This window comes from Actinacidiphila rubida, from assembly GCF_900110255.1.
GTDB classification, from domain to species: Bacteria; Actinomycetota; Actinomycetes; order Streptomycetales; family Streptomycetaceae; genus Actinacidiphila; species Actinacidiphila rubida.
In genome coordinates this window covers 22,198-35,228 of the sequence record NZ_FODD01000044.1, presented here as the reverse complement: position 1 = coordinate 35,228, position 13,031 = coordinate 22,198, and the positions used below count along the sequence as shown (strand labels likewise).

Sequence of the window (13,031 nt, the reverse complement as noted above, 5' to 3'; positions counted from 1 at the left end):
CCGTCCTGCCTGTCCTGCCCGGAGCACCCGCCGGCCCGCACCCGCGGGTCCGCCGTCGCCTGCCCGCCGTCGCCCGTTCGCCCCGTGCGAGCCTCCGGTGATCGCGACGGCGCAACCGGAGCGTGTCATGTCCATCCCGTGTCGCGACATCACCCACAGGAGTGACAGCGGGGGCAGGGGGTACCGTGCCGGCATGCAGGACCTGACCTACCCCCAGCCCGGTCTCACCTCCGAGAACGGCCCGCCGGCCCCGCCCGGCTTCCACACGCTGCGGCTGAGCACGCGACTGCCCGAGGGCAGCTTCGACGCCGCCGCCGACGCGCTCTTCGGGTGGCGCATGCACCGCGCGGTGCCGCTGCTCACCATCGCGCCCCAGCAGCCGCCGGCCGCGCCGGGCGTGGACGTGGTGCTGCGGCTCGGCCCCCTCGCGGCGCCCTGCCGTGTGGTGTGGGCCGAGCGCGAGGAGCACCGCGCCGCGTTCGCCTACGGAACGCTGCCCGGCCACCCCGAGTGCGGCGAGGAGGCGTTCGTGCTGCGCCGCGACCCGTCCGGCGGCCCGGTCACCTTCACCATCGTCGCCGTCAGCCGGCCCGCCGCCTGGTACGCGCGCGCCGCGGGCCCTCTCGGGCGCGGGCTGCAGCGGGCAGTCGCCGTGCAGTACGGCCGCGCCATGCGACGTGCCGCCGCGGCGCGGTGAACGGAAGCCCGCACCTCTGTTCCGGGGCCGGACCGCGGGGGTAGCCTTCCCCGATCGTGCCGCCGCAGGGCGCCGGACCTCCGGCGGTCGTGTCGCGGCCACGCCGAGGCGACCGTCCGACGAAGGGGCCCCGCATGCACACGTTCTCCGGAGCGCGAGCGGTCACCGTGCTCGCCGCGGCCCTGGTGGCCCTCGGGATCATGGCCGCCCCCGCCCTCGCCGATCCCCCCGCCCCGCCCGGCACCCCCACCGCCACCGCGTCCGACGGCATACCGACGGTCGGCCCGCTGTTCCGCCACGGCCTCGACCAGAACCACGGCTGCACCGCCAGCGTCGTGGCCAGCCCGGGCGGCGACCTCCTGCTGGCCGCCGCGCACTGCGTGTCCGGGACCGCGTCCGGCTGGCAGTTCGCCCCCGGGTACCGCAACGGCCAGACGCCGTACGGGGTGTGGACCGTCGTCGGCGCCTACGTCGATCCCCGCTGGTCCAGCGGCCAGGACCCGCAGTACGACTACGCGATCCTCCAGGTCGCCGACCGGTCGGTCGACGGGCGGCGGACCGCGATCCAGGCCGTCACCGGGGCGAACGTGCTCGGCCGGGCCCCACGCACCGGCCGGACGATCACGGACGTGGCGTACAACTCGGGGATCGACGACCGCCCGGTCACCTGCACGACCACCGTCTACTACACCGACGGCTTCCCGGGCTTCAACTGCCACGGCTTCGTCGGCGGAAGCAGCGGCAGCCCCTGGCTCGCGAAGGTCCCGGGGACCGGACTCACGGAGGTCGACGGCCTCATCGGCGGCCTGCACCAGGGCGGCTGCTACGAATACACCTCGTACTCACCGGCGTTGACCTGGCAGGCCTACAAACTGGTCCTGCGGGCGACGCTCGGCGAGCCCTCCGACACCGTGCCGGCCGCCGGCAGCGACGGCTGCTGACCGCTCCCCAGCGGCGGTCGGCCGTCCCGGCCGCGAACCCCCAAGTGGCCCCGCAGAAAGGCGCTTTGACGCCGCAGCACCTCCACCGTGGCGGACGATCCCACCACCTGGTGGCCCACGCCCGGCAGCAGGAGAAGCTCGTGCGGACGCTCCGCGGCGAGCAGCGCCCTGGACAGGCGGACGGCGTTCGCCGGATGGACGGTGGTGTCGGCCAGGCCGTGGATCAGCAGCAGCGGCCGGTCGAGGCCGCCCGCCGCCCGCACCACCGACCAGGCGTCGTAGCGCTCCGGGAAGGCCTCCGGGTGTCCGAGGAAGCGCTCGCGTGACCGGGCGTGGAAGAGCCGCTGGTCGGTGACCGCCGAGGCGGCGACCGCGGCGTGGAAGCAGTCCGGCCGCCGCAGGACGGCCAGGGCGGCGAGCGTCCCGCCGAAGGACGAGCCGCGGATGCCGACGCGGGACGGATCCAGGTCCGCGCACCGCCGGACCGCCTCGTGGAGCGCGGTGACCTGGTCGTCCAGCACCGGCCCGAACAGGTCCCCGTGGACGGCGCGTTCCCAGTCCGGCCCCCGCCCGGGCGTGCCGCGCCCGTCGGCCACCAGGACCGCGAAGCCCTGCTCGGCGAACCACTGGGAGACGGGCGCCCGCCAGTCCGGCGCCGCCGTCACCCGCTGCCGCTTCGGGCCCCCGTACGGGTCCAGCAGTACCGGCAGCCGCCCGCTGCCCGGGCGGTGCCAGGACGGCAGGTACAGGTCGGCGCGCAGTTCGCGCGGGCCCAGTACCAGCCGCGTCGGCCGGGCCTCCAGCGCCGGCGGCTCGCCGGCGGACCGCACATCGAGTGGCGGCCGCCCCTCCCGGACCGCCTGGGCCCGCCCGTGCGGACGGGTGCCGGCGGCGACCCGGACGAGCGTGCCGCCGCGCCGAACGCCGGAGTGCACGCCGGGCCCTCCGCTGAGCCTCCGCGGGCCGGAGTCCGGGGCCCGCCAGACCCACAGATGGGTCTCGGCCGGGTCGTCCGACGCGGTGAACACGACATCGTCGCCTTCCGTGCCGAGCACGGCCCGCAGATGGAGCCCGGGAGGGGAGACCGGCCGGCCGTCCGCCGTGAGGCGCCGGGTGCCGTCCCCGTCCGCGTGCCCGAGCAGGACGCCTGACGCAGTGCGGGCCGGCAGGCCGGGAACGAGCGCGACCCAGCGGGGGTCGTGCTGCTCGGCGAGCACCGAAGTGGCGCCGTCGGCGGGGTCGATCGCCAGCGTCCGGACACGCCGCTGGTCACGGGACGCCACCACGGCGCACGGGCCGTGCGCGTCCCACACGGCGCCGACCAGATACGGGAACGCGTCGGCGTCGTGGGCCACGCGGATCCGCGTCCCGTCCAACCCGGCGATCCACAACGACACCTCGGCATGGGGCTCGCCGACCGCGGTGCAGCGCACCTTCTTCGGGGGCTCGGCGGGATCGTCCGAGCCTGCGACGTGCCAGAGCGGGACCCGGGCCGAGTCCACACGTGCGACGAGCAGCCGCCCGCCGTCCGGTGCCCACCAGAACCCGCGCGCCTCGTCCGCCGCGACCGCGGCGGTGTGCTCGCCGATGCCGAACTCCACGTGCGGGCCGTCCGGCGAGGCCACCGCGCGGTCGCCGCCCCCGGCCACGTCGACGACCCGCAGTGCCCCGCCGGCGAGGTAGCCGATCCGCCGCCCCGCCGGATCGGGGCGCGGTTCGGCCACCTGTCCCGCGGTCACCAGCTTCCGCGGCCGCCCGCCGTGGACCTCCAGCGTCCACAACGCCCCGCCCAGGGCGAACGCCGCGACGCGGCCGTCCGAGTCCGCCCCGTACCAGCCGATGCCGCTGCCCGGCGCGTCCGGGCACAGCTCCGCCGGGTCGGCGAGCACCCGTTCCGCCCCCGACCGGACGTCCAGGGCCCACAGGCAGGCGACGGGGTCGTGCCCCGCCCGGGACCGCAGGAACAGCACCGTCCCGCCGTCGGCCGACACCGTGAACCGGGCCGGCTGCCCGAGCGTGAACCGTCGTGTCCGGACGAGCTGTTCCGGCAGGGATGCGGGGTCCGTGGCCATTGCGGCAGCCTGCCACGCCGCACGGTGTCAAACAAGTGTTCGAATCACCCCGCCGGTGCGCCAGGAGGCACGTCCTCGGCCATGGCCCGCGCCGTCTCCGCGAGCTGCCTGGTCTGCCCCGCCGACAACCGCCTGGCCTCCCACAGGAGTTCGCGTGTGTCCACGACCCTCTGCGGGGGTGGCGGAGGTGATTCGTCGAGGACGATGTCCGCGATCGCGGCCAGTTCGAGTGCGTCGATGTCCAGTGCGAGCGCGAAGTCCGCCACGCGTCGGGAGGACAGCGCGACCCGTTCGACGCCGATCATGAAATAAGTGGAGGCCGACAGGCAGGTCGGTGTGAGGAGGGCCATGAAGTGCATCAGGCCCGTCGGGCCGAGGTTCCGGTACCGGAGCATGCGGATGATCCAGTTGCCGGGGTTGCCCATCGATGCGGGAAGCCACGGCGGGTCGAACGGCGCGGTCCGCTCCGTCTGCGGCAGCGAGCGCGCGGCCAGGAGGAGTTCGCGGCGATCGTCCGCGGGAAGGCGCATCGCGACGTCGTAGATCATCTGCCGCACCCCGTTGTGCGCCTCCGCGTCCAGCGGCGCCAGATCCTCCGGCACCGGTGCGCCGGCCAGCACGAACAGGTCGACCGCGTGGTATCCGAGCGCTGCTGCGAGGTGCCGCAGCAACCCCGCGTCCGGTGTCCCGCCGGCCAGCAACGCCGTGATCTCGGCCGGCTCGGACCCGGCTCGCGACGCCAACGTGCCGGCAGTGAGCCCGCGGTGGCGCAGCAGCCGTCCCAACGGCACCCCGAATCCGGGGTGGAGCGGCTCGTGCGCCTGTGCGTCAGGCACCCGCGGTCCCAAGGGGACGGGTCAGCGTGCCGGGGGTGTGGACCGGGATCCTGGGCCGGGTGACGAGCTTGTTCACGGGGGCGGCGGGGTCCAGGTCGCGGTGGACGACGCGGGCGACCGCCTCGATCGTGGCGATGCCGTAGTCCATGGTGCTGTCGTCCTGGGTCAGGACCACGATCGCGTAGTCCCGGCCGCCCCCGGTGAACGCGCCGACGCTGTGCACGCGCCACGCATGAGTGGACCGGGGGAGCCAGCCGTTCTTCACATGGACGGTCACACCGGCGGGAGTTCCGGCCGGGACGCCCCAACGCTGGGAGGAGACGACCCTGTTCATCAGGTTGAGTGCGTAGGCCCGGGAGTCGGAACCGAGCACGGTGTTGTCGGAGGTGAGCAGCGCCATCAGCTTGAGTTCGTCGCCCGCGGTGATCTGCGTCAGGCCCCAGTAGCCGTTCGCGCCGGGCGTGGTGTGGGTCATGCCGGCGAGCGTGAGGAAGTGCTGGATCCGGCCGACGCCGAGCTGGTTCCACAGCGCGGTGGTGGCGTCGTTGTCGGACTTCGTGATCATCGCCGTCGTCAGGGTGACCTCGCGCGCGGTCAGCGACCGGTCGGCCTCCTTCGCCTGGCGCAGCAGCGCGCCCAGGACGGTGACCTTGACGGTGCTCGCCGAGTCGAAGTGGCGGCCGGAGTCGAGCGTGCACTGCGTGCCGGTCGTGCGGTCGTACAGGGCGATCGCGGTGGTGCTGTGGCGGCCGCCGAGGGCTCCGGTGATGTCCCTGCCCAGGTTGGGGGCGATCCGGGCCCGGTGCGAGGTGCACAGGACCTGCGGTGCCGCGGCCGCGGCGGGTGCGGCCGCGGCGAAGAGCGGCACCAGGGCGCCGGCGGCTATGGCGAGGGGCAGCGCTCTGCGGGCGCCGCGTGCTGTCGAACGTACAACCATGGGTCCGTTCCGTCCTGTTCGTGGTGACGGGCACACCGGCACGGCCCCCGTGCGCCGTCCGCTCCCCTCGGGCGCGCCGTGTCCCCCTCGACGCGCGCCGGCGTGCCACGCCGACGCGCTTGCCCGACATGACGATCGGGCCCGCCGCGTGGTTGCACGCGGCGGGCCCGGCGACCGGTACGCACAAGCGGCTGTGTTACGGGGTGAGTTCGGCGACCCGCGAGAAGTCGCCGTTCTGCGTCTGCGCCGCGTTCACCACGATCCGCACGGACGTCGTGGTGACGGGGGAGTCGAACGCGACCCACCGGTCCACCGCCGTGTTGCCGGTCACCTGGGCGTGCGTCACCCAGGCGGTGCCGTCCCAGGTCTGCACGGCGAAGTCCGTCGGCACGCCGTCCACCATGGACGCGAACCCGACGCCGTGCAGGGTGACGTCGGCGGGCGAGGTCACGGTCAGGGTGTCGGGGAACGCGCCCGGTGTGTCGTCGTTCCAGAAGGTCGAAGGATCGCCGTCGAGGGCGTTCGCCGGGTCGTACGTGCGCTGCTGCCCCTCGTACACGTTCGGCGCGTGGAAGCTGGACGCGGCCGCCGTGGTGCCCTCGGGCCAGACGCCGAACACCAGCACCTGGGCGGCCGTGTGCGCGGACGCGCCGCCCGCGGACGCGGTGAACGTGAGGGACTGCGGACCGCCCGCGGCGCCGGCCGGCGCGTGGACGGTGACCGGGACGACCGTGTCGGTCGGACCGTCGCGGGTGTCGACCGTGAACGCGGCCGGGTCGGCGGTCCAGCCTGCGGGCAGGCCGGCGGTGACCGAGCCGTGCAGCACCGTGTCACCCGTCGCGCTGACCGTGACCGGCACGGTCAGCGTCTGGCCGGCCCGCAGCGGCGTGCTGGGCGCGGCCGTCACCGCGGCGCTCAGCGCCGTGGTCACGCGCCCGAGGGCCTGGCTGCCGATGTCCGCCGTGGACGGCACGCCACGCAGCACCACGTAGCCGCCGTCGGTGTGCGCGCCGTACGCCGATCCGCTGCGCCCGTTCCAGACGACGCTGCCGTTGACGGTCACCCGGGTCCTGGCGCCGAACGTCGGCACGTCGACCTCGGTCACCGCCGCGGCCGGAGCGTCGACCTTTTCGGTGAACGTCCGCGCGGAGACGTCGTGGTGCCAGGCGAGGCGGATGTCGCCGAGCGGCGTGCGCAGCGACCCCTGCGCCGAGGCCAGGTCGCCCGGTTCCGGGCGGAGCGCGTAGCCGCCGGTGACCGACTGCGGCCGGATGCCCAGGACGTAGAAGGTCAGAGCGGAGGTGGGTCCGGTGGCCCAGCCGTGCGCGGCACTCATGTAGGCGCCGCCGTAGCCGAGCCGCCCGTCGGCGAGATAGCCCTCCCAGAACGTACTGCCCGTGCCGAGGGGGGAGTCGAGCATGTATCCCCACTCGCGCCGCATCAGGTCGAGCGCCCGCGTCGCGTCACCGGCCTGCAGGTGCGCCTGGAGTTCCATGGAGCCGGGGAAGGTGGCGATCTCGCCGTTCTTCTCCGGGGTCGTGGCGCCGTAGGCGTTCCAGTTGCGGCTCAGCGCGGCACTGACCCGCAGGGCGCGGTCCGCCGGTGCGACCTGGAACCACACCGCGGCGGAGTTGCCGTCCTGGGGGTGCAGGTCGCTGCCGGGGTTGTCGCGGTACTGCCCCGCGGCCTCGTCCCACAGAGTGGAGTTGACGGCCTCCTTGAGCTTCGCGGCGGCGGCGGTCCACGCGGAGCCGGACTGCGCGTCGCCCTCGACGTCCGCGAGCGCGGCGCCGGTCACCAGCGCCTGGTACAGCAGCGCGTTCGCCTCGATGTTCTCCCCGCCCTGCCCGCCCCGGGCCCAGTCGGCGGTGCCGGTCACCGACATCAGGCCGTCCGGCTGCACCTTGGCCAGGGAGAACGCCACGGCGCGCCGGTAGCCGGCCCATTCTCCGTCGAGCCACGCCCTGTCGTGCGCGTACTGGTAGTAGTTCGCGGTGCCGATCAGCGTCCACAGGTGGTAGGTGTCCGACCCGTAGAAGTTCACCTGCGGCCCCGCAAAGGGGAGTTCGCCGGAGGCTGCCTGGTGCTGGTACAGCGTCGTCAGGGCGTTGCGGGTGGGCGTGAGGTCGCCGAGGGAGGCGTACTCGGTGGGCACGGACACGCCCAGGTCGCCCGGCCACACCGTGCGGTCGCGCTTGGCGCCGTCGACGAGGACGGTGTCGCCCGTGCCGACCGTCGCGGAGTTGTCCCAGCCGGTGGCCGGCGGGCCCCACACCCGGCCCGTCGTCGGCGCGATGGTGTTGGTCTGCACGGTGTACGCGCCCGCGTACCAGATGCGGTTCAGCAGCGGGTCGCTGGAGGAGAAGGAGTTGGCGTAGGCGCGCAGGTCCGTCATCGTCGGCGCGAAGCTGATCGCGAGCGAGACCTGGTCCAGGGCGACGGGCGTCCCGGACGTCCCGAACAGCGTGAGGTAGCGGAATCCGCCGCGCAGCGAGGCGGCCGGCATCGTCCAGGACGCGCCGGGCGCGACGTCGGCGAAGATCGCGCCGTCGCTGCCGCCGCCCCCGTTGCTCGCGTCGCTGGTGGTGCCGATGTACTGCGACGACTCGGTGAAGGCCAGGCCGAGGCGGCTGCCCGCGGTGGCCCCGTTCGTGAAGCGCAACGTGACCAGGCCGCCGACCTCCTTGCCGAAGTCGAGGGTCAGCGAGGAGTCGGCGCCCGTCAGGGCCGTCGGCCTCCCGTCGAGCAGGCCACCGGGGTCGGTGACCGACCCGGTCGTGCGGGTCACCCGCACGGGGGCGACGGTGCGGGTGGCGGGCGCGAAGTTGTCGGCGTCGCCGGGGCGGTCGTGCGACGCGGCCGCGGTCCCGGCAGGCAGGGCGGATCCGGCGGTCGTCGTCGCGGCCGCGGTGGCGCCGGCGGCGGGCAGCCCGGCCAGCGTCATGCCGGCGAGCGCCAGGCAGAAGCCGAGACGTCTGCGGCCGCGAGGGTGGACCGCACGGTGTGGCGTGGCCATCAGCAGCTCCCAAAGAGCGGGGACAGGGAATGAATCGTTTCATTCCCAGAAATACGCCGGGGAATATACGGAGGGGAATCGGGGCCGTCAATAGGTGCGGCAGAGGTGGTCGCACACACGTGGACACCGGCGCGCTCCCCGGGTCGGATGCGGCGAGAGATCCCGCTCGCGAATTGAAGACGTTTCAATTCGAAGACGTGATCCCGGCCGGCTTTTCCTCACCGCATGCCTCTTGACCACCTGTCAGAACGCCACCTATGGTCGCGGGCAGTCTTGAATCGTTCTATGCGTCACCGCACGACCGGTCGGCGGTCCGCTCGCCGTCCGCCCGCCCGCCGGGGCGCTCGCCGTAGTGCCACCGCGGGTCCGCACTCCCGCTGAAACGTTTGCATCTCCGCAGATCGCGTACCTCCGAGGAAGGGGTGCCCCATGCCATGGCCCGGGTTTCGACCAGGGCGGCGGTCGCGTACCGCCGGACACGCCGTGACGGTCGCCGTCACCGGCGTCGCCGCGGCGGCCGCGCTGCTCGCCACCGCGCCGGCGGTGCCCGCCGGCGCCGTGACCCCGCGCGACGCCGCGGCCGGCTCCGGCCCGCTCGCCCCCACCGGCCTGCGCGTCGACGGGCACGGCGCCGGCCTGCCGGCCGGCGAGTCCCGCCCCCTCCTGGCGTGGACGGTGCGCGACACCGGACGCGCCCAGGCGCAGACCGCCTACGAGATACGGCTGGGCGCCGCGCCGGGCCCGAACCGGGCACGCGACCACGCGGCGGACTGGGACTCCGGCCGGGTGGTGTCCGCCGAGTCGACCGGAGTCACCTACGGCGGGCCCGAGTTGAGCAGCGACCACAGCTACACCTGGTCGGTGCGCACCTGGAACCGGCAGGGCGTGCCGTCGCCCTGGTCGGCGCCCACCACGTTCGACACCGGACTGCTGCATCCCTCCGACTGGTCGGCGTGGTGGATCCAGGCCGACGACGGCGCCCTGCTGCGGGGGGACGTCGACATCGTGAAGCCGGTCGCCCGCGCCCGCCTGTACTTCGCGGCGCAGGGACTCGTCGAACCGCACCTGAACGGCGCCGTCGTCGACCCCACCGAGGTCCTCGACTCCTCGGTCACCGACTACGCGTCACGCGCGCTGTACCGCGACCTCGACGTGACGACCCTGCTGCGCCACGGCAGCAACGCCCTCGCCTTCATGGCCGGCAAGGGCCAGGCGAGCGGACGGCCGGCGTTCGTGGGACAGCTCGACGTGACCTACACCGACGGCACCCACACGCAGTTCGGCACCGGCCCGGACTGGAAGACGACCCCCGGACCGGTCACCGGCGACGACTTCTACTACGGCGAGACGTACGACGCGCGCAGGGCCGTGCCCGGCTGGGACTCCGCCGGGCTCGACGACAGCGGCTGGGCCGACGCCCGCGCCATCGCGCCCGCGGCCCACCCGCTGAGCCTCGCGCAGGGCCGGCCGGTGACCGCCCTGGACACGACCTCCTGCTGCGGCTGGTCGCCGGCGGCCCTCACCGACGGCGTCGACGGCTCCTCCGACGCCTCCGAGGGCTACCACTCGGCGATCGAACAGAGCGACGACAGCACCAAGTGGGTGCAGACCGACCTCGGCCAGGACCGCGCCATCCGGCAGATCACGCTGTTCCCCGCGCGGCCCACCAACGACCCCGCGGGCGACTTCAAGGGCGCCGGCTTCCCCGTCCGCTACAAGATCGAGGCCGGTGACGACCCGACGTTCGCCCACGCGACCACCGTCGTCGACCGCACCACCGCCGACCAGCCCGGACCCGGCACCGCACCCGTGACGGCCACGGTCGCCACCACCGCCCGCTACGTGCGGGTGACCGCCACGAAACTCCGCTGCATCGGCACCAGTTGCACCTTCCGGCTCGGTGAACTCGGCGTCTACGGGGCGCAGCCCGACACCGGCTACTCCGCCGTCACCCGGCTGGAGGCCGACACCGCGCCCCCGACGCGGATCGTCCGCACCCTCACCCCCGTCAAGCAGACCCGGCCCGCCGCCGGATCCCGCGTCTACGACTTCGGGCAGGACGTCACCGGCTGGGTGACGCTCACCGCGACCCAGCCCGCCGGCACCGCCGTCGCCGTCAAGAAGGGCGAGATCCTCGACTCCGCCGGCCACGTCACCACCGCCAACATCAGCTTCTCCGCGAGCGATCCGCCGCGCCAGACCGACCACTACACCTTCGCCGGCACCGGCTCCGAGAGCTACGCCCCGCACTTCAACTACTCCGGGTTCCGGTACGCGGAGGTCACCGGTCTGCCCGACGACGCCGACGTCACCGTGACCGCCCAGGTCGTCCACACCGACGTCGCGACCACCGGCGGCTTCAGCACGTCGAACCCGCTGCTGAACTCCATCCAGGACGCCGTCGCCGCGACGCAGCTCAACGACCTGCAGTCCATCCCGCTGGACTGCCCCACGCGCGAGAAGCACGGCTGGCTCGGCGACGCGGGGGACTCCGACGTCGAGGCCATGGCCAACTACGACATGCAGTCCTTCTACGACAAGTGGCTCGGCGACGTCGTCACCAGCGCCAACGCCGACGGCAGCATCCCGTCGGTCGCGCCCGCCAACGGCGGCCAGAACTCCTGGCGCACCGACCCCGCGTGGGGCTCGGCCTACCCGCAGATCATCTGGGACGCCTACCAGGCGTACGGCAGCACCCGGCCCGTCACCGACAACTACGCCCAGGTGAAGGCGTGGGTGGACTATCTGGGCACCATCAGCGACGCCGACCACGTCGTCGTCCACGCGCCGACGTCGTGGGGAGACGACTGGGTCGCCTCCGTCAGCACCCCGCACGAGTACTTCCAGACCGGCTTCGCGTACCTCGACGCCCGCCTGCTGGCGCGGATGGCCGGCGTCGTCGGCAACACCGCCGACGCCGCCCACTACAGCGCCCTCGCCGGGCAGATCGCGGCCGGCCTCACCAAGCGGTACTACGACGCGGACACCGGGGTCTGGGCCAACGGCACCCAACTCGCCTACGCCATGCCCCTGATGCTCGGCATCGTGCCGGCCGGTCGCGAACAGGCCACCGTGGACCGGCTGGTGCAGGACATCGCCGCCCACGACGACCACCTCACCACCGGATTCGTCGGCTCCACGATGGTCTTCCAGGCCCTCGGCGCCTACGGCCGCAACGACGTCGCCCTGGCCGTCGCCGAGCGCACCGACTACCCCAGCTTCGGCTACATGGTGCAGCAGGGCCCCGGCACCATCTGGGAGAAGTGGCCCAACTCCAGCGCCCCCGACGGTACCTCGTCCAAGGACCACATCGGGCTCGGCGGCTCGATCGGCCAGTGGTTCTACCAGCAGCTCGCCGGGATCCAGCCCGGCACGGACGGCGGCGGCTACCGCACCCTCACCCTGGCGCCCGGCGTCGTCGGCGACCTCACCAGCGCCTCGGGCCGTCAGGAGACCGCCCGCGGCACCGTCGTCAGCGACTGGACGCGGGACGGGGCCACGCTCACCTACCACGCCGTCGTCCCCGTCGGCGCGACCGCGACGGTCAAGCTGCCGCTCCTCGGCGGCTCCGGCTCGACCGTCGAGGAGAGCGGCCGCACCGTCTACGCGGCGGGCGGCCCGGCGCAGCAGGATCCCGGGCTGACCGTCGGCACGGCGACCGACGACACGCTGACCATGACCGCCGGTTCCGGCGACTACACCTTCACCGTGCGGCCGCCCGCCCAGCCGTTCACCCGCGTGTCGGTCACCGCCGCGCAGGCGTCGGCGGCGCCCGTCACCCCCGGCGGCAGCGGAGACCTGACGGCGCTGGTGGAGGAGCGTTCCACCGGCGGCGGCTCGGCCGCCGTCACCGCCGACGTGCCGCAGGGCTGGACCGCGACCGCCACCCCGGCGCAGATCCCGCTCACCCCGGCCACCGCGCAGGCCCGCACCACGCTCCGCGTCACCGTCCCGGACGGCACCCCCGGCGGCAGCTACCCGGTCACGGTCAAGGTGACGGCCCCCGACGGGACCACCGCCTCGACCACCGTCGAGGTTCCCGTCTTCGGCCGGTGGGCGCCCGGTACGACCGCTTCCGCGTCGAGCGAGCACGCCCCCAACGTCGTGGACGGCGCGACCCGCACCTACACCGCGTCCAACGCCGTCGACGGCAGTCTCACGACGTTCTGGAACGACGACACGCAGGGCAGCTACCCCGACACCCTCACCGTCACCGCGCCCGCCGCCGTCGCGCTGCACGGAGTCGGCTTCGCGTCCTTCAGCGACGGCGTGCCCGTCGACTTCACCGTCCAGACCTGGGACGGCAGTGCATGGGTCACGCAGGCCACCGTCACCGGCAACTCGTCCGTCTACCGGTGGGTCCCGTTCACCTCGGCCGTCACCACCACCCAGGTCAGGCTCACGGTGACCGCCACGCAGGACGGCTTCACGCGGGTAGCCGAACTGACGCCCTGACCCGTCACGGCGCCGGGGCCCGCCGCACGCGGGCCCCGGCGCCCCTCCCGCCACCCCGGCGGCACTCCCGCAGCGTC

The 13,031-nt window shown here is 74.1% G+C and carries 7 protein-coding genes; 3 read left to right on the top strand and 4 right to left on the bottom strand.

From position 1 onward, the window contains the following. Positions 1 to 193 precede the first annotated feature (193 nt). A complete protein-coding gene (locus BMW99_RS32280; RefSeq protein ID WP_075018069.1) occupies positions 194 to 697 on the top strand; it encodes a DUF1990 domain-containing protein in 504 nt (167 codons plus the stop codon). 134 nt (positions 698 to 831) lie between these two features. Further along, a complete protein-coding gene (locus BMW99_RS32275; RefSeq protein WP_079176258.1) occupies positions 832 to 1,638 on the top strand; it encodes a trypsin-like serine peptidase in 807 nt (268 codons plus the stop codon). Here BMW99_RS32275 and BMW99_RS32270 read toward each other — a convergent pair. The 4 genes from BMW99_RS32270 to BMW99_RS32255 form a co-directional block, all read right to left on the bottom strand. Next, on the bottom strand, positions 1,563 to 3,710 hold the full coding sequence (locus tag BMW99_RS32270; protein ID WP_075018068.1) for a S9 family peptidase: 2,148 nt from the start codon (positions 3,708 to 3,710) through the stop codon (positions 1,563 to 1,565). The two genes, BMW99_RS32275 and BMW99_RS32270, sit on opposite strands and share 76 nt — an antisense overlap. A 44-nt stretch (positions 3,711 to 3,754) precedes the next feature. Further along, the gene (locus BMW99_RS32265) at positions 3,755 to 4,546 is read right to left on the bottom strand and encodes a helix-turn-helix transcriptional regulator (protein WP_141726298.1); all 792 of its coding nucleotides are present in this window, start codon (positions 4,544 to 4,546) and stop codon (positions 3,755 to 3,757) included. After that, the gene (locus BMW99_RS32260) at positions 4,539 to 5,483 is read right to left on the bottom strand and encodes a serine hydrolase (RefSeq protein WP_075018067.1); all 945 of its coding nucleotides are present in this window, start codon (positions 5,481 to 5,483) and stop codon (positions 4,539 to 4,541) included. The genes BMW99_RS32265 and BMW99_RS32260 overlap by 8 nt, the downstream gene beginning before the upstream one ends. A 196-nt stretch (positions 5,484 to 5,679) precedes the next feature. Continuing rightward, positions 5,680 to 8,499, bottom strand: a complete 2,820-nt coding sequence (locus BMW99_RS32255; RefSeq protein WP_141726297.1) for an alpha-L-rhamnosidase-related protein — start codon at positions 8,497 to 8,499, stop codon at positions 5,680 to 5,682. A 483-nt stretch (positions 8,500 to 8,982) separates the two neighbouring features. On the opposite strand from BMW99_RS32255, the gene BMW99_RS32250 reads away from it, so the two are divergent. Continuing rightward, the gene (locus tag BMW99_RS32250) at positions 8,983 to 12,954 is read left to right on the top strand and encodes a family 78 glycoside hydrolase catalytic domain (RefSeq protein ID WP_075018066.1); all 3,972 of its coding nucleotides are present in this window, start codon (positions 8,983 to 8,985) and stop codon (positions 12,952 to 12,954) included. The last annotated feature ends 77 nt before the right edge of the window (positions 12,955 to 13,031 follow it).